Raw genomic sequence first — 22,430 nt, 5'->3', positions numbered from 1 at the left:
CCTAAGGGGAGAAGGAAAGAGGCGCTGGCCCCGCAAAGGCCGCGAAGACCGGGGCGGCGAAGAACTAGCCGGGTGCTCAGCCCCCTCGCCCCTCAGGGGAGAGGGCAAGCGCAGCTTGGGAGCGCAGCGACCTAGCGGAGCTAGGGTGAGGGGTGCAGCCTCTCGACATGCTGGTTCATTCAGCATGTCGAGACCACCTCACCCCTCATCCGGCGCTGCGCGCCACCTTCTCCCCTGAGGGGAGAAGGAAAGAGGCGCTAGCCCCGCAAATCAAACCACCCGATCCCCTTCACCGCCGCCTCATCCACCGCGTCCTCATACCCCGCATCGGCGTATCGCATCACGCCAAGCCCGGTGTCGTTGGTCAGCGCATGCGACAGCCGCTCGTCCCCCGCCTCCGTGCCATCCGCCACCAGCGTCACGCCTGCTGACGTCATGTACCCCGCATACCCGCCGCCGCCCGAGTGGATCACCACCAGGTCCGCCATCGACGCCGTCAGCAGCATGGCATCGAGCAGCGGCCAGTCGGCGATCGCGTCCGAACCGTCCTTCATGTTCTCGGTCATGATGTTGGGATGCGCCATCGCCCCGGCGTCGAGGTGATCCCTGGAGAACGCCACCGGCCCCTGCAACTCGCCGTTCCGCACCAGCTCGTTCACCCGCAGCGCCAGCGCCGTGCGCTCGCCATGCCCGAGCCACGCGATGCGCGCCGGCAACCCCTCGAACGGCACGTACTGCCGCGCCAGCCGGATCCAGTTGGTGACGATCCGGTTGTCGGGGAACATCTCCAGCACCAGCTCGTCGATCCGCGCGATGTCCGACGCTTCGCCCGATAGCGCCATCCAGCGGAACGGCCCGATGGCCCGCGCGAACAGCGGCCGCAGATAGGCCTCGGTGAAGATCGGAATGTCGAACGCGTTCTCCACCCCGGCCTGCTTCGCCTGGGTGCGGATCAAATTGCCATTGTCGAACACTTCAGCGCCCGCCTGCTGGAACCCCAGCATCGCCCGCACATGATCGGCAATCGACGCCCGGCTCGCCGCCATCAGCTGGCCCTGCCCGTCCACCCGCAACCGCCGCACCTCATCGAGGCTCATGCCCTTGGGCACGTAGCCATAGACGAGGTCATGCGCGCTGGTCTGGTCGGTGACGATGTCGGGAATGATCCCCCGCCGCAAAATCTCCGGATAGACCTCGGCCGCATTGGCCACCAGCCCCACCGACAGCGCCCGCTTCTCCTTCACCGCCGCGTCGATCATCGCCAGCGCGGTATCGAGGTCGGGCGCGATCTCCTCGAGATAGCCGATCTCCTTGCGCCGCTCGGCCCGCACCGGGTCGACATCGACATCGAGGATCGCCGCCCCGGCCATCCGCCCGGCCAGCGGCTGCGCCCCGCCCATGCCGCCCATCCCGGCGGTGAGGATGAACCGCCCCGCCAGCGAGCCGCCGAAGCGCTTCTCGGCGATACGCATGAAGATCTCGTAGGTGCCCTGGATCACCCCCTGGCTGCCGATATACTGCCACGCCCCCGCGGTCAGCCCGCCCCAGGCGATCAGCCCCTTCTTCTCGAGCTCGTAGAACACCTCGGCCTTGGCCCACTGCCCCACGATGTTGCAATTGGCCATGATCACCAGCGGCGCCTGCGCATGGGTCTTGAACAGCCCGATCGGCTTGCCCGACTGGATGACCAGCGTCTGATCCTCATCCATCGTCGTCAGCGCCGCGACGATCTGCTTATGCGCCGCCCAGTTCCGCGCCGCCTTCCCCAGCGCGGCATAGACGATCAGCTTCTCGGGGTCCTCGCCCACGGCGAGCACGTTCTCGAGCAGCCGCAGGAGTGCCTCCTGCCGCCAGCCTTTGGCACGCAGGGTCGGACCGGACGGAATGGGGAAATTCGGATGGCGGGGATTGGGTTTTGGCATGCGGTCGTTCTAGCGCACCCTGCTAGCCGAGACGACCCCCTCCCATCCTCCCCCATAAAGGGGGAGGTGCCGCATCCAGTGTGAGGCATGATCGAAGACAGAGCCTCCACTCTTCACCTCCCCCTTTATGGGGGAGGCCGGGAGGGGGCCGTCTGCTTCAGTTTGGCTTGCCTAACCCCAGCCCTTCCGAGCCTTCTTCTTCCGCTTCACGCCTTCGAGCGCGTACTTCGCCAGCTCGATCCCCATCGCCTTCTCGACCGGCGGGTACACCGCCGGATCGATCACCGACGACGACAGCGGGATCACCTTCTTGGGCACGTGCAGCACGAACACGAACATCCCTTCGCGCAGCTGCCCGGCGCTCAGCGGCTGCCCCGCCGCATCCAGCGTCGCGATCACGTCGGGGAAAGTCGCGAGCCGGTTGCCGCCGGCATCGTCGATCGCCATGTACTCGTTCATGGTGTGGATGGTGACGGCCTTGTCGCCCTCGCCCAGCACGAACCGGCCGATATCGAAGGCCTCCTTGGTGTAGACCAAGTCCTTCTTCGTCACCGAGCCCTTCACCAGGATCGTGCCGCCCGTCGCCTTGACGATGGCGTCGATCACCGCCGAGCCGCCCTGCTTCTCCGCCGCGATGATCGCCTCGCCCAGGCTCAGCGCCAGCGAAATGCCGCCGAGCGCCGCATTGCGCTGCACATATTTGGCGCGCAGCGGGTTGCGGCACGAGGCGATGAAGCCGCCCGACATGTCCGCGGCCGTGCGGAGGATCGGGGAGATCTTCGCCGTCGCGCCCTTCACCACCAGCTCGATGTAGCGGTTCTCGTCGCGGTTGCCGCCCACGGCGGTCTGGATCATCTTCTTGGGGCTGCCGGCCATGCCGATCGAGCCCATGTCGCCGGTCGGGTGCGCGCGGATGTCGCCCACCGCGTCCACCACCTTGGTGCCGAGGATGGCGCTCGGCAGCCAGGCATTGAGCGTTGAGCTCTTGCCGTTCTGCCCGATCATCAGGCCGCTGATCTTGTCGCCCAGCGCCTTCTCCAGCAGCTTCACCGCCTTGACGTAGTCGACGCCGCGCATCTCCCAAGGCGTGGTCGAAGCCGGCGCGCCGATCGCGGCAGCAGTCGCCACCCAATCGTGCGGGTCCAGTTCCTCGATGTCCACCAGTTCGGGCTTGCCGATGCTCACCGCCGCAAGCCCAAGCATCCGGCCATGATCGGCCCAGCCCCCGCCACCCGCGGCATAAACGGAGCCGCCCTTCACCGCGGCTTCCACATCCTTCTCGGTCAGTACGCGACCCAAAGCACTACTCCTGTCGGGGCTAATCCCCTCACCCGTCTCGGCCTTCGGCCGATCCACCCTCTCCCCGACGGGGAGAGGAACACCGACTGCGCAGTCGGCGCCCTATTCTTCTCCCCGTCGGGGAGAAGGTGGCGCGAAGCGCCGGATGAGGGGTGGCGGGCACTACAATTCCCTGTCCAACCGCTTCACCGCCTCCAGCAGCACCGCGGCGCCCAGCGCCACGTCGGCCGTTTCGGCATATTCTTCCGGCGTGTGGCTGCGGCCGCCGAGGCAGGGGATGAAGATCATCGCTGCCTTGGTCACCCGCGCCATCCAGGCCGTGTCGTGCCCGGCGCCCGAGGCCATGCGGCGATGGCGCGCCCCCACGGCCACGGCTGCCGCGTCCAGCGTATCAAGCACGAACGGGTCGCAAGGCGTTGGCAAATTGTCGGAAATGGTCAATGGCGGCTCTATCGCCACCCCCGTCTCGGCACTCACGCCCTCGACCAGCGCCGCCAGTTCGGCCACGAAGGTCTCCATGTCCTCGCGCCGTTCGGCCCGCGCATCGATGAGCAATCGCGCCCGCGATGGCACCACGTTGGCTGCCCCCGGCTCGATCGAGAATTCGCCCACCGTCGCAGCGAAGTGGAAGTCGCCGCCGGCGAGCTCTGTGCCCAGCATCTCGATGCCCAGCACGAGCCGCGCCGCAGCGGTGAGCGCGTCCTGCCGCGAGCCCATTGGGGTTGTCCCGGCATGGTCGGCCCGCCCGTCGACCACGACCTCGATCCGCGTGATCCCAGCGATCGCCGTCACCACGCCGACATCGAGCCCACCATCCTCGAGTACCGGGCCCTGCTCGATGTGGAGCTCGAGGAAGGCCTTGATGTCGTTGCGGATCTCGGTGACCCCCGGATGCCCACCGACCTCGCGGATACCGTCCCGCAGCGCCAGCCCCTCCGCCTCGCGTTCCAGCCACTCGGTCGGCCGCACCCCGGCCATGCCTCGGCTGCCAACGCAGGAGACGCCGAAGATCGAAACCTCCTCGGCGAGGAAGTCGACGATCTCCAGATCATGCTCGAGCTCGACCTTCTGGTCCCGCAGCGCCCGCGCCACCTCCAGCGCCGCCGACACCCCGGCAATCCCATCGAACCGCCCGCCATCCGGCACCGTGTCGGAGTGCGAACCCAGCATGATGGTGCCGCGCCCGGGCGACTTTCCCGGCCGCGTCCCAATGAGATTGCCCGACGCATCAATGCGCGTCTCCAGCCCCGCCGCCTCGAACCGGCGCCTGAGCCATTCGCGCCCCTTGAGGAAGATCGGCGTGAAGGCCCGCCGCGTGAAGGGTCGATCGGGATCGGTGATCTCGGCGAGGGACGTGATGTCCTCGGCGATGCGGGCTTCCTGGGTCGGGAGATTGCGGGTCATGGGTGGCACGCCGATAGAGACGACCCCCTCCCATCCTCCCCCACAAGGGGGGAGGTGCCGCATCCGGCGTCTGGCACCATCAAGCCACAGCCTCGGCTCTTCACCTCCCCCTTCATGGGGGAGGCCGGGAGGGGGCCGTCTCTCTCAGTCAGCGCGTTCACGGCCGCACCCACCGCCCTACCCCCGGTTCAGCCACATCCACCCCATCAAACACCTGCCGCCCCCGCAGCCAGGTCCCCGCCACCGTCCACGGCAGCACGATGCCGTTGTACGGGCTCCACCCCACCACATTGTGCCCCGAGCGCGCCGCGTCATAGACCACCGGCCGGTCCACCAGCACCGTGATGTCGGCGTCCTTGCCCGCCTCCAGCGCCCCCTTGGTGCCGAGCCGGAAGTGCTTCGCCGGGTTCGCCGCCATCAGCTTCGCCGCCCAGGTCAGTGACACGCCGCGCTCCAGCGCGCCCTTCACGAACAGCGGCACCATCGCCTCCAACCCCGGCACGCCCGACGCGTTCGCCAGCATGTCCGGGTTGGTCTTCCGGTCCTCCGACCAGCTGACGTGGTCAGTCGACACCAGCGTCACGTTGCCCGCCGCCACCTGCCGCCACAGCGCCTCCACCTCGGCGCGCGGCCGGATCGGCGGGTTGATCTTGGCCTTGCCGCCCAGCCGGCGGACATCGTTCTCCTCGTCCAGCGTCAAATAGTGGATGCAGCATTCGATGGTCGCCCCGAACCCGCGCGCGCGATAGTCCGCTGCGATGTCGTAGCCCCGGCTCAGCGAGCAGTGCACCACATGCGCGTCGCACCCGGTCTGCGCCCCTGTCTCATAGACCTGCAGCGTCGCCAGCAATTCGGTCAGCGGCGGCCGGCTCAGGCCATGCGCCCGCCAGTCGGTGATCCCCAATGCCTTCACCCGCGCCATCGCGGCGCGGACGCTCTCGTCGTCCTCGTTGTGCACCCCCGCCGTCAGCCCGGTCTTCGCCACCTCGGCAAACGCCTCGGCCAGCAGCGGCGGCGAAATCCGCGGAAAGCGCACCGGGTCCGTCCCGAACGTCGAGAACTTGAACGCCGCGACCCCCGCCTCCGCCTGCTCGGCAATGCGGCTCGCCCCGTCCTCGGGGTTGATCGTGCCGTACAGCGCGAAATCCACCCGCGCCTGCGGTTCGGCGTGCTCCACCTTGATCCGCACCGCCTCGGCCGAGCAGACGAGGTTGCCCTCGTCGTAGGGCATATCGACGATCGTCGTCACCCCACCAGCCGCCGCCGAGCGGGTCGACCAGATAAAATCCTCCTGGTTCCGCTGGCTCAGCGAGTGAACCTGAGCATCGATCGCGCCGGGGAGCACGAGGCCTTTGCCGAAATCGTGCCGCTCATGCGCATGCGGGGCCATCCCCTCGCCCACGTGCACCACCTTGCCATCCCGCACGGCGACATAGCCTCCCTCGATGACCATCGAGGGGAGCACCACCGTGCCGGCAACGACGAGATCGAAATCGGACATACCAGGCTCCTAGGACTGCAGCCGGCGCTGGCCGGTGCGGGCCATCAGCACCCGCTCGAGCGCCGAAAGCGCATCATAGATCAGAACCGCCATCACGCCGACCACCAGTCCGCCCTGCGCGATGAAGGCAATGTTGTTGCTGAGCAGGCCGGCGATGATCACCTCACCCAGCGTGCTCGCGGCCACGGTCGAGCCGATGGTCGCCGTCGCCACCGAGATCACCACCGAGAGCCGGATGCCGGCGAGGATCACCGGCGTCGCCAGCGGCAGTTCCACCCCGAGCAGGCGCTGCCGGTCGGTCATCCCCACCCCGCGCGCCGCCTCGGTCACCGTCGGCGGCAGCGTCGTCAGCCCGGTCAGCGCATTCTCGAAGATCGGCAGCAGGCCGTAGAGAAACAGCGCCACCAGCGTCGGTGCCGTGCCGAAGCCCAGCACCGGCACCGCCAGCGCCAGCACCGCCACCGGCGGGAAGGTCTGGCCGATATTGGCGAGCGACCGGCTCAACGGCAGGAACTCCGCCCCGAACGGCCGCGTCACGAGGATCGCCAGCCCCACCGCCAAGAGCGTCGAGGCAATCGTCGCGATGGCGACGATGGTCAGGTGGCTGAGCGTCAGGTTCATCAGCGAGTTCTGCGTGTAGATCGCGGGCTGGCCGTTCTTGGTCAGCGGCTGGAACACCCAGGCAAAACTCTCCGGCGTGACGATGAACGCCACCAGCAGCGCGAGAATAACCAGCCGGATGATCAGCCCGGGCTTCATTGCGGGCGCTCGGCCCGGCGGGCGATGTCGTCGCGTCGGATACGGCCGATGATCTTCCCGTCGGCGTCGATCACCGGCAGCACCTCGCGGCCGCTCCACAGGCACTCGGCATAGGCGTCGCGCAGCGAGGCATCGGCGGAGATCGGCTCGCCCTGCGCCGGGCCGGGCTCGACGAGGTCGCGGACCTTGCCCAGCGACAGCAGCCGGAACGGCCGCTCGCCGGTCCCGATCAGCTCGGCGACGAACGGCGTCGCCGGCCGGGCGATGATCTCGGCGGGCGGCGCGTATTGCAGGAGCTTGCCCTTGTCCATCACGGCGATCCGCGACCCGAGGTGGATCGCCTCCTCCATGTCGTGCGTCACCAGCACGATGGTCGTGCCGAAGCGCTTCTGGATGGCGAGCAGGTCCGATTGCGCCTTGGCGCGGATGATCGGATCGAGCGCGCCGAACGGCTCGTCCATCAGCAGGAGCCTGGGCTCCGCCGCCAGCGCCCGCGCCACGCCGACGCGCTGCTGCTGGCCGCCCGACAGTTCGCTCGGCAGGCGGTCGCGAAATTCCGCGGGCTCGAGCTGGAACAAGCTCAGAAGCTCATCCACCCGTGCCGCGATCTTCTGCTTGTCCCAGCCGAGCAGCGTCGGCACCGTGGCGATGTTCTGCCCCACCGTCCGATGTGGAAACAGCCCATGCCCCTGGATGGCGTAGCCGATCCGGCGCCGCAGTTCGAAGGCCGGCACGGCGCGCGTATCCTGCCCGTCGATCTTCACCGTCCCCGAGGTCGGCTCGATCAGCCGGTTGATCATTCGCAGCAGCGTCGTCTTGCCCGATCCGGAGGTCCCGACGATCACCGCGATCTCGCCGTCCGCAACGGTGAGGCTCACGTGATCGACGACCGTCAGCTCGAGATAGTCCTTGGTCAAGGCGTCGATCTCGATCACTTGCCGGTTCCTCCGGGGCTCAACCTCTCACGGGGGCGCAGTCGGCGCCCTGTTCTTCTCCCCGTCGGGGAGAAGGTGGCGCGCAGCGCCGGATGAGGGGTGGTGCGCTCAGTCCTCACGTTCCACCCCTCTCGGGCTGACCATTTCCACGATTGCATCGAGCACTACGGCCGCAGCGAAGGCCAGCGCCACGGTCGGCACGGCGCCCAGCAACACCAGGTCCATCGCCGTCTGCCCGACGCCCTGGAATACGAACACGCCGAAGCCGCCGCCGCCGATCAGCGCGGCGATGGTGGCGAGGCCGATGTTCTGCACCAGCACAATCCGGATGCCGGTGAGGATCACCGGGAAGGCCAGCGGGAACTGCACCGTCACCAGCCGCTGCCAGTCGGTCATGCCCATGCCCTTGGCCGCGTCATCGGCGGCGTAGGGCACGCCCTCGAGACCGACCACGGTGTTGGCCACGACCGGCAGCAGCGAATAGGCAAAGAGCGCCACCATGGCCGGCGCCGCACCGATGCCGGATATGCCCACCGCCGATGCCCCCGGCACATTGGCGGCCACCCAGGCGAGTGGCGCGATGAGCAGGCCGAAAAGCGCGATCGAGGGGATGGTCTGCACCGCGTTCAGCACGTTCAGCACGGGCACACGCAATCGGCTGTTGCGGTGGCACAGTACTCCCAGCGGGATGCCCACGACGGTAGCTGCCGCGAGCGAGCCGAGAGCCAGCGCCAGATGCGTCTGCGCCTCGCGCCAGAAGGTCTCGCCGCGGTTGAAGTACTCGCGCAGGATCGAGAGGTCGTTGAGTGTTCCAGAGCCAAGCAGCACCGCGAAGAACACTGCGACGACACCGAGCACGCCGAGCCGTGTCCACGGCTTCAGCTTCAGCCGCGCGATGGCGTCGGCGGCCAGCAGCGCGAAGGCGAAGATCAGCAACCAGAAGCCGGCGCCGGGCGATACGCGGGCAATCCTGTCGCCGGGCGGTGTGAGGAAGGTGCCGGCGTGGCCAATGGCGATGAACAGCAGCGCCAGCACGATCAGGCTGGTCGCCAGCCGCCAGACGGTTGGCGTCCTGAACAGGGCGATGCCAATCCCCGCGGCCAGTACCACGGCGAGCACCGCTGCTTCCCACTCGGGCAGCGCAGCAAAGATGCCCTTGGCTTCACCCAGCACGATCCGGTTGGCGCGGAAGGCCGCGAACGGCAGGAACGAGGCAACCGCCGCAAGCACGGCGATCAGCACGCCGAGCTTGTCGATGGCGAACGTCGGATGGCGATCGGTGATGGCAATCGAACTCAATGCCCGCACCCCTCATCCGGCGCTATGCGCCACCTTCTCCCCGACGGGGAGAAGAATTCCGCAGCATCGGTGATCACCACTGTTCCTCTCCCCGTCGGGGAGAGGGTGGATCGGCCGAAGGCCGAGACGGGTGAGGGGTCTCCCGGCATCATTTTGCAGAACCCAAGCATACCCAAAACACTAGGGGTGGGCAGTCGTCCTGCCCACCCCCAAAATGCATGCGCCTGTCGAAGCTTACTTCAGGAAGCCGTTGGTCTTCAGCCAGTCGATGGCGACGTCCTTGGCGGCTTCGCCGCCGACCTGGATGCGGCCATTGAGCTCCTGCAGCGTCGTCAGGTCGAGCTTGGCGAACACCGGCTTCAGAAGCTCTTCGATCTGCGGATTGGCCTTGAGCACTTCCTCGCGGATGATCGGAGCGGGCTCGTAGACCGGCTGCACGCCCTTGTCGTCCTGCAGCACCACGAGGCCCGACGGCGCAATGCCGCCGTCCGTGCCGTAGACCATTGCTGCGTTTACACCATTTGTCTGCTGCGCCGCTGCCGCGATGGTCGCTGCGGTATCACCACCCGAGAGCGTTACCAGCTGGTCGGGCTTCAGCGTGAAGCCATAGACTTCCTGGAACTTGGGCAGCGCGGCCGGCGAGGAGACGAACTCGGCCGAAGCGGCAAGCTTCACGTTGCCGCCACCGGCGACCCACTTGCCGAAGTCGGAGAAGGTCACGAGCTTGTTGGGCTCGGCGACGTCCTTGCGGAGCGCCACGGCCCAGGTGTTGTTGGCCGGAGCCGGCGACAGCCAGACGATCTTGTTGGCTTCGAGGTCGAGCTTCTTGGCCTCTTCATAGGCTTTGGTCGCATCGTTCCAGAGCGGGTCGTCGGCCTTGTTGAAGAAGAACGCGGCGTTGCCGGTGTACTCGGGATAGATGTCGATCTCGCCGGCGGTGATCGCCTGGCGCACGACGGGCGTGCCGCCGAGCTGGATCTTCTCGGTCACCGGCACGCCGTTGGCCTGCAGGACCTGGCTGATGATGTTACCGAGCAGGCCACCCTCGGTATCGATCTTGGAGGAGACGACGACCTGCGCATTGGCTGCAGTCACCGTGAAGGCCAGTGCCGCTACGGCACCGAGCAGTTTCTTGGAAAGCATGATGGTCTCCTTGTTGTCCGGCCCTGCGTGATCCCTGGCCCGGAGTTGGAGGCAAACCTATACGGAGACCCGACAAAAGTCATACTCCGCCATGCTACGCCACCGGACCCAGCGCGAAAAACTCGTCCAAGCCAGCAATGGGAGCGAGCGAAATCAGTTCCGACAGGCTTGCCTCGGAACCCAGATCGCTTTCGATGATCTCGACCTCCGCCGACAGCGGCCGATCCACCTCATAATAGGCCGCGTGCCGCCGGACCTTCTCATAGATCAGGGCCGGGACCCCGGTCGGCCGGTCGCCATGGATATCCATGGCCTGGGCGGAGAGTAGACCTTCCAGCGCGGCGAGGCGGCGCAACGCGCGCACCTGGCGTTCGAAGCGCTCGACCACGAGCGGCAGGAACGCCGCTTCGTCCTCGAGGCCGGCAGCAACCACCATGGCTTGCGCCGAGACCGGCGTGGACATGGACAGCACCCGGGCGAAAAGCTCACCTGCCAGCTTGATGATCGGCCCGAAGCCGGTGGCGATGGCGCCGCGCGGCACGAGGTTGATCGGCAGGTCGCGGCGCGCCCCGTTGCTCAGCAGCACACAGCGGTTGAACGAGTTGCGCGCCGCGTGAGCCAGCGCCAATTGTGCCATCTGCAGATAGATCGTCACGTCCAGCGGCAGCGAGCCGCCCGAGGTCAGCACCTGCCCGTCCACCACGACCGGATTGTCGTCGGTGCGGCCGGTCGCCGCGAGGATCGTCCTCCCGACAATGAGCAACGCATCGAAGGTCGAGCCGAAGACCTGGGGCATCATGCGCAGGCTCAGCGGGTCCTGGATATGCGTGGCGTTGGGCCAGTCCCAGCCCATGGCGTTGCGGTAGAGCCAACCGCCGATCTCGGCCTCACGCTCCGTTCCGACATGCGCCACGGCCTTCCACGGATCGCGCGAGGCGCCCAGCGCGCCGGCCGTCGTGAGGCTGGTCGCCAGCAGCATGCGCACGGCCGAGGCTGCCGAGCGGGTCGCCTCGGCCGCCGCGGCAAAGCCGACGGCATTGACGCTGATCGACGCCAGGCTGTCGCGCGGGGCCATCCGGCAAGGCTGGAGGCCGGCTTCAGCGAGCGCCGCTTCCGCCGACATGCGGCGGTTCTGGTAGACAGCCTCACCCACCCCGGTCAGTACGGCCCCGATCTGGCCCATAAGACCAATGTCGGCGGTGCCGATCGATCCGGTGCGGCGCACCACCGGCACCACGTCATTGGCGAGCAGATCGAGATAGGCGTTGACGAGCCCGCGCGAGCAGCCGACGCGGCCGGTCAGCGCGGTGTTGACGCGAATGGCCATGGCGGCGCGCACGATCGAGCTGGGGAACGGCGAGCCGGTACCGAAATGGTGGGCCCGTACGAGGCCCATGTTGAACGCCTCGAGCTGCTCGGGCGTCCACTCGACGTCCTTCATCGCGCCGACGCCTGTGGTGGCCCCATAGACCGGCTCACCCCGGGCGATCTTGTCGTCCAGCACCTTGCGGGCCGCATCCACGCGCGCCATGGCGGCGGCATCGGGAGTCAGCGAAGTGGCGCGCTGCCCGATCTGGGCCAGGTGACGGAAGGTGAGCGGCGTGCCGTCGAGAGTGAGGGAGTGCGAGGTGGCGTGAACGGGCTGCATCTGCCGGAATTACCGGCAGTTGCGGCGCGCTGCAATGGGGGCGGCCTCAGGCCGTGTCCGGAACCGGATAGCTTTCCACTTCCCGCAGCAGTTCGATGAAGCCGTCGACGGCGGCCTCGACCGTGATGCGGCCCTTGTCTGCCGTCGCCTTGCTCGCCTCGCCCGCGGCCCCCTTGGGGTGGATGTCGCTGGCGATCCAGGCGTAGCTCAGCATGCCGGTGGGGCGCATGTACTTGTACTGCTGCTCGTCGCGCTGGGCGACCGAGGGGAAGTCCTGCAGGCGGTCGAGCTGCACGAGTTCCGGCCTGAAGTGCATCACCAGCGAGGTCTCGCTGTCGCCGCCGTGGATGCCGTAGCGGTTCTCGACCTCGGAGTAGATGTCCTTGGGCCAGAAATGGCTCCAGCCCGCCTTCACCGCGAGCATGCCGGACTCCACCCGCAGTTCGCGCGCCACGATGTCGAGCATCGAGACGTTGCCGCCGTGGCTGTTGACGAACACCACCTTGCGGATGCCCGTGCGGGCGATCTCGAGCCCGATCTGCGTCCAGGCTTCGATCAGGTTGGTCGCCGTACCGCTGATCGTCCCCTTCTGCCAGATGTGCTCGTTGGACTTGCCCACCGCCTGCACCGGCAGGATGCGGATATCGAGGTCCTCCGGGACCCGCTCCACCAGGAGGTCAAGATGGCCCTGGTTGATGATCGTGTCAGTGCCGACCGGCAGATGCGGGCCGTGCTGCTCGATGGCGGCCACCGGGAAGACGGCGATGGTCTTCATCGGGTCGAGCCCGTGGAAGTCGAGGGCGGAGAAGTCGTTCCACCAGATCTTGCGGTAGGTCATGTGTCGGTCCGATAGCAGTTCAGCCGGGCGTGGCGGCCACGGCCTCGATCTCGACGACGAATTCCGGCCGGGCGAAACCGGCGACGATCATCAGCGTCGAAGCGGGAAGCGGGTCGCCGAACAGGCCGTTGCGCACCTGCATGTAGGGCTGGAGGTGTTCACGGCCAGTGACGAAGGCGTTGATGCGGACGATGTCCTTCAGGGCCATCTCGGCCTCGGCGAGAATCGCCGCGATGTTTTCGAAGGCGAGTCGGGCCTGCCCCTCGCAATCGGGTGGGATCGTGCCGTCCTTGGCGATCCCGAGCTGGCCCGAAACGAAGACGAGGCGCGAGCGCGAATTGACCTCGACCCCGGGGCTATAGGGGGCAAAAGGCGGGTGGATGCTGTCGGGCGAAAGCGGCTTATGCACAGGACCCCCTATGTGTATGCTCACCTAAACGTCAAACGGTCGTCAAAGATAGCCCCAAACCAATCCGCGCTGCCTATTCCGGCAGCAGTTGCGGAAATGGCGTATATTTGGGCTTTTCTTTTCCGGCGGGGCGCGGAATGAATGCCCCTCCGTGCCACCTGGCACCCAAGTTTGCCTATCCGACGGGCGGGGGACAAGCCCGGCGGAGTCTTTAACAGGGAGACTACACGATGGACCATCTGAGCAAGCTCGCTTCTGCCGGCCTGGTAGCGCTGGCGGTGGGCATTTCGGGCGCCTATGCCCAGGACAAGGTGAGCTTCGGCACCAACTGGCTCGCGCAGGCAGAGCACGGCGGCTACTATCAGGCCGTCGCAGACGGCACCTATGCCAAGTACAATCTCGACGTCACCATCCGCCAGGGTGGCCCGCAGGGCGCCAATCGCTCGCTGCTGATCGGCGGGCAGATCAACTTCTACATGGGTGGCCCGACCACTGCTATCGACGCGGTCAAGGAAGGCATCCCGACCCTCACCATCGCCTCGATCTTCCAGAAGGACCCGCAGGTGCTGCTGGCTCATCCGGATGCGGGCTTCAAGACCTTCGCCGACCTCGCCGGTGCCTCGAAGTACATTCTCTCCAAGGACGGCTTCATCTCGTACTTCAGCTGGATGAAGTCCGCCTACACCGGCTTCGTCGATGAGAAGTTCGAGCCCTACACCTTCAACCCGGCGCCGTTCATCGCCGACAAGATGGCGATCCAGCAGGGCTACCTGACTTCCGAGCCGTACGAGATCGAGAAGCAGGCCGGCTGGGCGCCGCAGGTGTTCCTGCTCGCCGACAACGGCTTCGAGCCGTACTCGACCACCATCGAGACGATGAAGCCCTGGTACGACGCCAACAAGGACGTGGCCAAGCGCTTCGTCGAAGCCACCATCATCGGCTGGTACAACTACCTGTACGGCGACAACGCTGCCGCCAACGAGCTGATCAAGAAGGACAATCCCGAGATGACCGACGGTCAGCTCGCGTATGGCCTCGCCAAGATGAAGGAATACGGCATCGTCGTTTCCGGCGACGCCGAGGCCAATGGCATCGGCTGCATGACCGATGCGCGCTGGAAGAGCTTCTACGAGCAGATGAAGGCCGTCGGAGTGTTCGAGGACGGCATCGACTACACGCAGGCATTTACCACTGAACTCGTCTGCCAGGGCCTTGGCAAGGAGCTCGTGCAGTAAGAATACCAACTCGGCGCGGGCAATCCCGCCCGCGCCGTTCGACCCTAACGTGGGCTAACGCACTTGACTGATCTCTCCCTCGCCGAGCCGGGGACCGCAACGACATCGGCGCAGACCGTCGTCTCCATGCGCAACGTCTCGAAAGTCTTCTCCAATGGCACGCTGGCGCTCAAGGACATGTCGCTCGACGTCCAGCGCGGCGAGTTCCTGAGCCTGCTCGGCCCATCTGGCTGCGGAAAGTCCACGGCGCTCCGGATCATTGCCGGCCTCGGCGGCGCCAGTTCGGGCAGCATCGACTGGCCCTCCTCCAAGATCAATTCGCGGGGCCTGCCCGAGGGCGATGTCGGCTTCGTGTTTCAGGAACCGACGCTGATGCCGTGGCAGACGGTGTTCGGTAACGTCTACCTGCCGCTCCGCCTGCAGCGCGTGAGCAAGGCCGCCGCCCGCGCCCGCATCATGGAGACGCTGGCCTCGGTCGGCCTCGCCGATTTCGCCGATGCCTATCCGCGCGAACTGTCGGGCGGCATGAAGATGCGCGTCTCGATCGCCCGCGCGCTGGTCACCAAGCCCAAGCTGCTCTTGATGGATGAGCCGTTCGCGGCACTCGACGAGATCACCCGGCAGAAGCTCAACGACGACGTGCTGCGCCTCTGGAAGCAGTCCGGCGTCACCGTGATCTTCGTCACCCACTCGGTGTTCGAGAGCGCCTATCTCAGCAATCGCATCGTGGTGATGAAGGCCCGCCCGGGCCAGGTGTTCGCCGACCTGCCGCTCAAGACCAGCGGTGAGCGCAACGCCGAATACCGCACCTCCGAAGAATATCGCGCCACCACCCACGAGGTGTCGCACGCGCTGCATGAAGCCATCCACGCCGGCGGGGGGACGCATTGATGAGCAACGTCGTGCAGACTGCCCCCAACGCCGAAGACGAAGCCGGCACCGACAGCGCCGTCGCGATCCTCCGTCCGCGCACCTCGAACACCGAGAAGGTGCTGCGCATCGTCGTGCCGGTCGCCATGCTGGTGCTGGCGGTGATCGCCTGGCACCTCACCGTGGTGCTCAACGGCATCCCGAAATACATCCTGCCCACCCCGGGCGATGTGGTGACGTCGCTGATCAACGACTGGCCGACGCTCGCGCCCTCGCTGCTGGTGACGCTCAGGATCACCTTCACGGCGCTGATCCTCGCGCTGATCGGGGGCGTCGCCATGGCGATCATCCTCGTCCAGAGCAAATGGGTCGAGCTGGCGCTGTTCCCGTTCGCGGTGATCCTGCAGGTGACCCCGGTCATCGCCATCGCGCCGCTGCTGCTGATCTATGTGCCCGAAACCCAGACGGTGCTGCTGATCATCGCCTTCCTCGTGGCGTTCTTCCCGATCCTTTCCAACATGGTCACGGGCCTGAAGAGCGTCGACCACAACCTGCTCAACCTCTACGACCTCTACGGCGCCTCGCGCTGGCAGACGCTGATCTACCTCAAGCTGCCCGCGTCCCTGCCCTACTTCATGGCCGGCCTCCGCATCGCCGGCGGCCTCGCGCTGATTGCGGCAGTGGTCGCCGAATTCGCGGCCGGCACTGCCGGTCAGGGTTCCGGCCTCGCCTTCCGCCTGCTCGAGTCGCAGTACCGGCTCAACATCCCCCGGCTGTTCGCAGCGCTGATCCTCCTGACGGGCACCGGCGTCGCCATCTTCGGCCTCACCTCGCTTATCGCCTGGCTGTCCCTGCACCGCTGGCACGAGAGCGCCGTGAAGCGGGAGAATTAGGTTGGCGTCGGTGGCTCACCCCTCACCCGTCTCGGCCTTCGGCCGATCCACCCTCTCCCCGACGGGGAGAGGAACACCGACTGCGCAGTCGGCGCTCTGTTCTTCTCCCCGTCGGGGAGAAGGTGGCGCGCAGCGCCGGATGAGAGGTCCAGTGCGCAGCAGCCCTTGGGAAGCCTAATGCACGGCACCCCCGCCCTCTCCACCGGCACCGTCACCCTCCGCAACGCCCGCATCCCGAGCGCGGCGCGCGGCAAGGTCGGCAGCGGCGCCATCGAATCCCTCGACCTCGAGATCACCGACGGCCGCATCGCCGCGATCCGCCCCGCTGGCTCGGCCCCGGTCACCGGCCCAAGCCATGACCTCGACGCCGGCCTGATCCTCCCCGCCTTCGTCGATATCCACACGCATCTCGACAAGGGCCATATCTGGCCGCGCAAGGAGAACCCGGACGGCACCTGGCTCGGCGCGCTGCTCGCCGTCGGCGCCGATCGCGAGCGCAACTGGGCGGCCGCCGACGTCGAGCGCCGCTTCGATTTCGCGCTGCGCTGCGCCTATGCGCACGGCACCGCCGCCATCCGCACCCATCTCGACAGCGCCCCGCCGCAGCACGAGATCAGCTGGGCGCTGTTCGAACAGATGCGCGACAAGTGGGCCGGCCGCATCGAATTGCAGGCCGTCTCCATTGTCGGCCCGGACACCTTGGTGAACCCCGCCGAACTCGACGCCGTGGCGCAGCAGGTCAAAGCCTCCGGCGGCATCCTCGGCGGTTCGGTCGCCGAATATGCCCGCTCCAAGGAGGCGATGCTGCGCGTCGTCGAGAAGGCCGGCGAGCTCGGCCTCGACCTCGATCTCCACACCGACGAAACCGGCGATCCCAGCGCCAGCGCGTTGCTGCACCTCGCCGAGGCGGTGCTCGAAACCGGCTTTACCGGCAAGGTGATGGCCGGCCATTGCTGCGTCCTAACCGTCCAGGACGAGCGCACCCAGCGGACCACCATCGACAAGGCAGTCGAGGCCGGCATCGCCATCGTCTCGCTGCCGATGTGCAACATCTACCTGCAGGACCGGGTGAACGGGAACGGCACCGTCCGCACCCCGATCCGCCGCGGCGCGACCCTGCTCAACGAGTTCAAGGCGGCCGGCGCGGTCGTCGCCATCGCCTCGGACAACACCCGCGATCCGTTCTACGCCTATGGCGATCTCGACGGCGTCGAGGTGCTGCGCGAGGGCGCCCGTATCCTGCAGTTCGACCACCCGCAGGACCAGGCCTGGGACTGGGTCCGCGCCGTCGGCTCGGCTCCCGCCGAACATGCCGGTTTCGCCTACAAGGCGGTGATCGAAGTCGGCGCGCCCGCCGATCTCGTGCTCTTCCGCGCCCGCAGCTGGACCGAGCTCAACGCCCGTCCGCAACATGACCGCATCGTGCTTCGCGCCGGCAAGGCAATCGACACGAGCCTCCCCGATTATCGCGAACTCGACGACCTGATGGAGTAACAGATGGATATCGCCCAATTCCGTGCCGCGCTCGGCGATATTCCGGTGCAGGACAATCCGCGCATCGTGCAGCAGAAGAGCCGCGACCATTACTGGTACTCGCCGCGCCTGAAGCAGCAGCTCGAAGGCGTGACCGCCGAGATCGTGGTCTCGCCGCGCTCGGTCGACGAGGTCGTCACCGTGCTGCGCGAGGCCTTCAAGTACGATGTGCCCGTCACCCCGCGCGGCGCCGGCACCGGCAATTACGGCCAGGCCATGCCGCTCTCCGGCGGCGCGATGCTCGACCTGATGAACCTCAACAAGGTGATCAAGATCGAGCAGGACCGGGTGCGCGCCGAAGCCGGTGTCATCCTCGAGCAACTCGACGAGCAGACCATCCACGCCGTCAACGGCGAGCTCCGCTTCCACCCCTCGACCTATCGCATGGCCTCGCTCGGCGGCTTCATCGCCGGCGGCTCGGGCGGCGTCGGTTCGATCCGCTGGGGCGGGTTGCGCAATTTCGGCAACATCCTCGGGCTCAAGGTGGTCACCTGCGAGGCCGAGCCGCGCGTCCTCGACCTCCGCGGTCCCGACATCCTCAAGGTGGCGCACGCCTACGGCACCAACGGCATCATCGTCGAGGCCGAGATGCCGCTCACCGCGCATTACGATTGGGTCGACATGATGGTCGGCTTCGATTCCATCATCGATGCCTGCGCCTTCGCCGAACAGGTGGCGCTGCAGGATGGCCTGCTCTGCAAGGAGATCTCGCCGGTCGCGGCTCCTGTGGCGCACGACTATTTCAACCGCCACCGCCCCTATATCCGCAACCGCGAGCAGTCGGTCGTGTTGCTGATGGCGGCTCCTGCCGCGGTGCCGGCACTGGTCGATTTCGTCGCCTTCCACGAGGGAGATCTGCTCTATCGCGCCGACACGCTGACGCCCGAGGAAAAGGCGAAGCTCCCGCCGATCTACGAGCTCGCCTGGAACCACACTACGCTGCGCGGCCTGAAGATCGACCCGACCATCACGTACCTGCAAACCCAGTACCCCGACCTCGCGCATGTGAAGTGGGCGGTCGACACCTTCGGCGACGAGCTGCCGATGCATATCGAGATGACCCGCTTCGACGGCCGCGTGGTGTTCTCGGGCCTGCCGATCGTCCGCTACACCTCCGAGGAACGCCTCGAGGAGATCATCCGGCTGCACGAGGAGAATGGCTGCCTCGTCTTCAACCCGCACCGCTACACCCTCGAGGAAGGCGGCATGAAGCGGACCGACCGGGCGCAGCTCGCCTTCAAGAAGGAGGCCGACCCCAAGGGCATCCTCAACCCCGGCAAGATGATCGCCTGGGACGATCCGGATTTCGACTTCGAGTCCGGCCGCACCTGGCTGTTCACCGGCCTCTACACGCTGGGTGGCGCTGCCGAATGAAGGTCCTCGTCGTCCACGCCCACCCGGTCGAAACCAGCTACAACCGCGCGCTGTTCCACGCGGTCTGCGAGGCCCTGAGGGCCAAGGGCGACGAGGTCGATGCGCTCAACCTCTACGAGGAGGAGTTCCAGGCGGCGATGAGCCGGGCCGAGCGGCTCGAGTATCACGACGTGCCGGGCAACCTCACGGCGCTGACCAAGCCCTATGTCGACCGGCTGCGCGCCTGCGAGAAGATCGTCTTCGTCCACCCGGTGTGGAACTACGGCTACCCGGCGATCCTCAAGGGTTTCTTCGACCGCATCTTCCTGCCCGGCGTCTCCTTCGTCCTCGAAGGCGGCGACGCGCCCGACAAGGGCAAGCTCGTCCCGGGCATGAAGAACATCAAGAAGGTCGCCTACGTCACCACCTATGGCGGCGACCGCTTCCGCACCATGATCATGGGCGACCCGCCGCGCCGCCTCGCCATGCGCTGGGCCTGGGCCACCTTCGGCACCCTGATGCCCCCGACCTACCTGGCGCTCTACGACATGAACAACCAGACCGAGGCAGGGCTGAAGGCGTTCATCGACAGGGTGAAACGCAAGATGGCGACGTTCTGATACGAAAACGGCCCCCGAAGGGGCCGTTTGGTAGAGTTAGCCGAACTTCCAGCCGCGCTTGAACTGGTAGAAGACGTGCGTGCCGATCTTCACGTTCTTTTTCATGCGCGGAGCCCAGTGCGGGTAGACATAGGTCGCGTGGTAGTGGGTCGAGTAGCCCACATCGCTCAGGTATTCCTGGCCCGAGACGACTTCCTTGGCGATCTCCTGGGCCTGGGCCCAGGCCTTCTTCTCAGTGATCTTCTCGGGGATCCCGTCGCATGCGAACGAGAACTGGCAGGCGTTGCGCTTGCTCTGGTTCTGGAACACCACGCCGCAGATGCTGTCGGGGTAGAGCTTGTGGGAGACGCGGTTCATGACGACCTGTCCCACCGCGACCTGGCCGCGATAGCTTTCGCCGCGCGCCTCGAAGTAGATGGCAGTCGCCATGCACCAGAGCTCCTTGTCGGAGACCTTCTTGCCCTTCTTGTCGACGATGGCGGCATCCGGAGTCGTGACCGGCAGGTCGGCGCGCGCATAGGCGAGCTTCTGCGACATCTCCTTGGGCGTCGGTACGGCACTGCCGCCCGTTGCACCGGCGATGGCGTCGAGCGCCGACGACTTCAGGCCTGGGTCGACCAAAGCAACGCTCACCGGCGTGGCCGCCGGCGTCGTGGTCTCGGCCAGAAAGGTCTTCTGCACCGTCGCTTCAGTAGCCTTGTCGTTCGCAACTGCCGTCTGGACGGCATCCTGGAGGCCCTGGGAGGCCCTGAGGCCCGCGATCCTGGCGCGGATGCCGTCGAAATCGCGCGTCACGTCCTCGAGGGCGACCTCGGGGCGTGCACGATCCTGCTTCAGGGCCCGGTTCGAGCCTACGAAGCTGTCGGACAGAAAGATGTTGTCGATCGAACCGGTGATGATCAGGTCGCTGCCGGCGCGGGTGAGCGTCGGCTTGTTGATGCTGGCTTGATAGGCTTCACGCGACCCCATGTCGGGTGCGTGAGCCGCGCCGGTAAGCCCGGCGATGGCGAAAGCGGCAAGCGCAAAACCTGCGCCGGCCTTGAGTACGGCGAACTCATCGCGAGTCCGGCGCAAGGGGGTGGTCCGGTAGTGGGCCATCAGAACGCTTTACTATCCACTCGGTACGCAACTAACACGACGCTCCGGCATTTCAGATAAACTGTGACGCAAATGCCGGCCGTCGAGATAATGCGGGTTTAGGGTTACCCTTCCGTAAAACAGGTGGAATCTGGCGTCAGATGGGGCTGGACGTGGCCGCGAGGGGGCGATGTCTGGGCGAAATGGGGCGGCTGGACGGGCGTTTCCGGATTAGGTGTTGCGGGGCTTGAACTTAGCCTAAACGCCTCGTTAACCATGCCGGACATCGGTCGCGACACGCTGCCGCGCGACCGTCCGCGGCTGCGGCTAACCTGCGCAAGTCCGGGAAGACGGCCCGCGCGAGCGGGGCCAGGCCGATCCAGCCAACGCTAGCCCTGCTCGCTGGCCCGTGCCCGCTCCTCGGGCTCGCAATAGATGCGGTAGAGCGTTTCGAGCAGTTCGGTGACCTCGGCCGATGCGAGGCTGTAGTGGACGGACTGCCCGTTACGGCGGGCGTGCACCAGCCCCATGGCCCGCAGCCTTGCCAGGTGCTGCGACAGCGGCGATTGCTCCAGGTCGACGATCGCTGCGAGTTCGCTCACTGTCCGCTCGCGATCGAGCAGGTTGCACAGGATCAGCAAACGCTTCGGGTTGGCCATGGCCGCCAGCAATTGCGCGGCTTCCTCGGCCCGGGGTTGTAGCCTGGTGATGTCCATGCTTGACATATTAGAACATTCTAATTAGCTAATGCAACGTGTTTGTAGCCGGGCCGGCCGCAAGCCTTCGACTCCAAAGACCGGACCCTTGTATCGATGATAACAGAATTCACCCCCATCCCTGCCATTCTTGGCGGCGCGCTGATCGGAGCCTCCGCCGTCGCGCTGATGGCTTTCAACGGTCGCATCGCCGGCCTCACCGGTATTCTCAGCGGCGCGATGCTGCCGGGTGCAGGCGGTCGTGGCTGGCGCCTCGCCTTCCTCGCCGGCGCCATCCTCGCCCCTGCCCTGATGTGGCTGGCGCTCGGAGCGCCCGTCCCCTTCGCGAGCGACCTGCCCGCCTGGGCGGTGATCCTCAGCGGACTGCTGGTCGGCGTCGGCGTCACCTATGGCGGCGGCTGCACGAGCGGCCACGGCGTATGCGGGATCGCCCGCCTGTCGCCGCGCTCGATCGCCGCGACAGTGGTGTTCATGGCCTTCTCGGGCGCCACCGTGTTCGTCGTCCGCCACGTTCTGGGTGTCGCGTGATGCGCGCGGTCATCTCTGCCGGCCTCGCCGGACTGGTGTTCGGCGCGGGTATCGCGATCTCCGGCATGGGCAACCCGGCCAAGGTGCTGAACTTCTTCGACGTGTTCGGCACATGGGATCCAAGCCTCCTCCTGGTCATGGCATCGGCGCTGACCGTGACCATGATCGGCTACCGGCTGGTCCTGCGCCGACCGGCACCGCGGTTCGACAGCGGCTTCCACCTGCCGACGCGGCGCGACCTCGACCCGGCCCTGATCGGCGGGTCGGCCCTGTTCGGCATCGGCTGGGGCATCGCGGGCTTCTGTCCCGGCGGCGCCATCCCGATGCTTGGGCTGGGAGAACCGGCCGCCCTGCTGTTCGTCCTTGCGATGGCGACAGCGATGCTCGTCACCCATCAGCTTCGGAATGCGGCGCGTCGTGCGCCGCCCCAGCCCCAGACCAACTGAAA

General features: G+C 66.7%; 21 protein-coding genes. 8 read left to right on the top strand and 13 right to left on the bottom strand.

Annotation, left to right across the window (positions count from 1 at the left end; all coding sequences use genetic code 11):
- Positions 1–257: 257 nt before the first annotated feature.
- The 11 genes from PRN20_RS08195 to PRN20_RS08145 all read right to left on the bottom strand — a co-directional run bounded on the left by PRN20_RS08195 (position 258) and on the right by PRN20_RS08145 (position 13,157).
- Positions 258–1,922 (bottom strand): urocanate hydratase, encoded by a 1,665-nt coding sequence (locus PRN20_RS08195; RefSeq protein WP_273956745.1) that lies wholly within the window; start codon positions 1,920–1,922, stop codon positions 258–260.
- 171 nt (positions 1,923–2,093) lie between these two features.
- Positions 2,094–3,221 carry a DUF917 domain-containing protein gene (locus tag PRN20_RS08190; protein ID WP_273956744.1) on the bottom strand — a complete coding sequence of 376 codons (1,128 nt, stop codon included), beginning with the start codon at positions 3,219–3,221 and terminating at the stop codon, positions 2,094–2,096.
- Between the two features lie 162 nt (positions 3,222–3,383).
- The gene (locus tag PRN20_RS08185) at positions 3,384–4,625 is read right to left on the bottom strand and encodes a Zn-dependent hydrolase (protein WP_273956743.1); all 1,242 of its coding nucleotides are present in this window, start codon (positions 4,623–4,625) and stop codon (positions 3,384–3,386) included.
- 157 nt (positions 4,626–4,782) lie between these two features.
- Positions 4,783–6,126, bottom strand: a complete 1,344-nt coding sequence (locus tag PRN20_RS08180; RefSeq protein ID WP_273956742.1) for a dihydroorotase — start codon at positions 6,124–6,126, stop codon at positions 4,783–4,785.
- A gap of 9 nt (positions 6,127–6,135) precedes the next feature.
- On the bottom strand, positions 6,136–6,885 hold the full coding sequence (locus tag PRN20_RS08175) for an ABC transporter permease (RefSeq protein WP_273956741.1): 750 nt from the start codon (positions 6,883–6,885) through the stop codon (positions 6,136–6,138).
- A complete protein-coding gene (locus tag PRN20_RS08170; protein ID WP_273956740.1) occupies positions 6,882–7,820 on the bottom strand; it encodes an ABC transporter ATP-binding protein in 939 nt (312 codons plus the stop codon). The genes PRN20_RS08175 and PRN20_RS08170 overlap by 4 nt, the downstream gene beginning before the upstream one ends.
- Positions 7,821–7,928: 108 nt before the next feature.
- Complete coding sequence (locus PRN20_RS08165; protein WP_273956739.1) at positions 7,929–9,119, bottom strand: ABC transporter permease; 1,191 nt, start codon at positions 9,117–9,119, stop codon at positions 7,929–7,931.
- Positions 9,120–9,353: 234 nt separating this feature from the next.
- Positions 9,354–10,262, bottom strand: a complete 909-nt coding sequence (osmF, locus tag PRN20_RS08160) for a glycine betaine ABC transporter substrate-binding protein OsmF (protein WP_273956738.1) — start codon at positions 10,260–10,262, stop codon at positions 9,354–9,356.
- 94 nt (positions 10,263–10,356) lie between these two features.
- Positions 10,357–11,910, bottom strand: a complete 1,554-nt coding sequence (locus tag PRN20_RS08155) for an aromatic amino acid lyase (protein WP_273956737.1) — start codon at positions 11,908–11,910, stop codon at positions 10,357–10,359.
- Between the two features lie 46 nt (positions 11,911–11,956).
- Positions 11,957–12,748 carry a creatininase family protein gene (locus PRN20_RS08150; protein ID WP_273956736.1) on the bottom strand — a complete coding sequence of 264 codons (792 nt, stop codon included), beginning with the start codon at positions 12,746–12,748 and terminating at the stop codon, positions 11,957–11,959.
- Between the two features lie 19 nt (positions 12,749–12,767).
- Positions 12,768–13,157, bottom strand: a complete 390-nt coding sequence (locus PRN20_RS08145) for a RidA family protein (RefSeq protein WP_273956735.1) — start codon at positions 13,155–13,157, stop codon at positions 12,768–12,770.
- Positions 13,158–13,387: 230 nt separating this feature from the next.
- Here PRN20_RS08145 and PRN20_RS08140 point away from each other — a divergent pair, with 230 nt between their 5' ends.
- The 6 genes from PRN20_RS08140 (at position 13,388) to PRN20_RS08115 (ending at position 19,661) form a co-directional block, all read left to right on the top strand.
- Positions 13,388–14,392, top strand: coding sequence for an ABC transporter substrate-binding protein (locus PRN20_RS08140; protein WP_273956734.1), 1,005 nt, complete (start codon positions 13,388–13,390; stop codon positions 14,390–14,392).
- 126 nt (positions 14,393–14,518) lie between these two features.
- The gene (locus PRN20_RS08135) at positions 14,519–15,283 is read left to right on the top strand and encodes an ABC transporter ATP-binding protein (protein ID WP_273956798.1); all 765 of its coding nucleotides are present in this window, start codon (positions 14,519–14,521) and stop codon (positions 15,281–15,283) included.
- Positions 15,283–16,155 carry an ABC transporter permease gene (locus PRN20_RS08130; RefSeq protein WP_273956733.1) on the top strand — a complete coding sequence of 291 codons (873 nt, stop codon included), beginning with the start codon at positions 15,283–15,285 and terminating at the stop codon, positions 16,153–16,155. The genes PRN20_RS08135 and PRN20_RS08130 overlap by 1 nt, the downstream gene beginning before the upstream one ends.
- Before the next feature lie 177 nt (positions 16,156–16,332).
- Positions 16,333–17,649, top strand: a complete 1,317-nt coding sequence (locus PRN20_RS08125) for a cytosine deaminase (RefSeq protein ID WP_273956732.1) — start codon at positions 16,333–16,335, stop codon at positions 17,647–17,649.
- A 3-nt stretch (positions 17,650–17,652) separates the two neighbouring features.
- Entirely contained in the window at positions 17,653–19,062 is a 1,410-nt protein-coding gene (locus PRN20_RS08120; RefSeq protein ID WP_273956731.1) for an FAD-binding oxidoreductase, read from the top strand.
- Positions 19,059–19,661, top strand: coding sequence for an NAD(P)H-dependent oxidoreductase (locus tag PRN20_RS08115; RefSeq protein ID WP_273956730.1), 603 nt, complete (start codon positions 19,059–19,061; stop codon positions 19,659–19,661). The genes PRN20_RS08120 and PRN20_RS08115 overlap by 4 nt, the downstream gene beginning before the upstream one ends.
- 36 nt (positions 19,662–19,697) lie before the next feature.
- Here the strand turns inward: PRN20_RS08115 and PRN20_RS08110 are convergent, their stop codons facing one another.
- Together PRN20_RS08110 and PRN20_RS08105 are read right to left on the bottom strand one after the other, a co-directional pair.
- Positions 19,698–20,735 (bottom strand): cell wall hydrolase, encoded by a 1,038-nt coding sequence (locus PRN20_RS08110; RefSeq protein WP_273956729.1) that lies wholly within the window; start codon positions 20,733–20,735, stop codon positions 19,698–19,700.
- Positions 20,736–21,127: 392 nt separating this feature from the next.
- On the bottom strand, positions 21,128–21,463 hold the full coding sequence (locus tag PRN20_RS08105) for an ArsR/SmtB family transcription factor (protein WP_273956728.1): 336 nt from the start codon (positions 21,461–21,463) through the stop codon (positions 21,128–21,130).
- 90 nt (positions 21,464–21,553) lie between these two features.
- Here PRN20_RS08105 and PRN20_RS08100 point away from each other — a divergent pair, with 90 nt between their 5' ends.
- On the top strand, positions 21,554–21,982 hold the full coding sequence (locus PRN20_RS08100; protein WP_273956797.1) for a YeeE/YedE family protein: 429 nt from the start codon (positions 21,554–21,556) through the stop codon (positions 21,980–21,982).
- Positions 21,982–22,428 carry a DUF6691 family protein gene (locus PRN20_RS08095; RefSeq protein ID WP_273956727.1) on the top strand — a complete coding sequence of 149 codons (447 nt, stop codon included), beginning with the start codon at positions 21,982–21,984 and terminating at the stop codon, positions 22,426–22,428. Before PRN20_RS08100 ends, PRN20_RS08095 begins: the two co-directional genes overlap by 1 nt.
- Positions 22,429–22,430 lie beyond the last annotated feature (2 nt).

The organism is Devosia sp. ZB163, assembly GCF_028613635.1.
Taxonomy (GTDB): domain Bacteria; phylum Pseudomonadota; class Alphaproteobacteria; order Rhizobiales; family Devosiaceae; genus Devosia_A.
The sequence above is the reverse complement of the archived record's forward strand: the minus strand, read 5'-3'. Positions and strand labels throughout refer to the sequence as shown.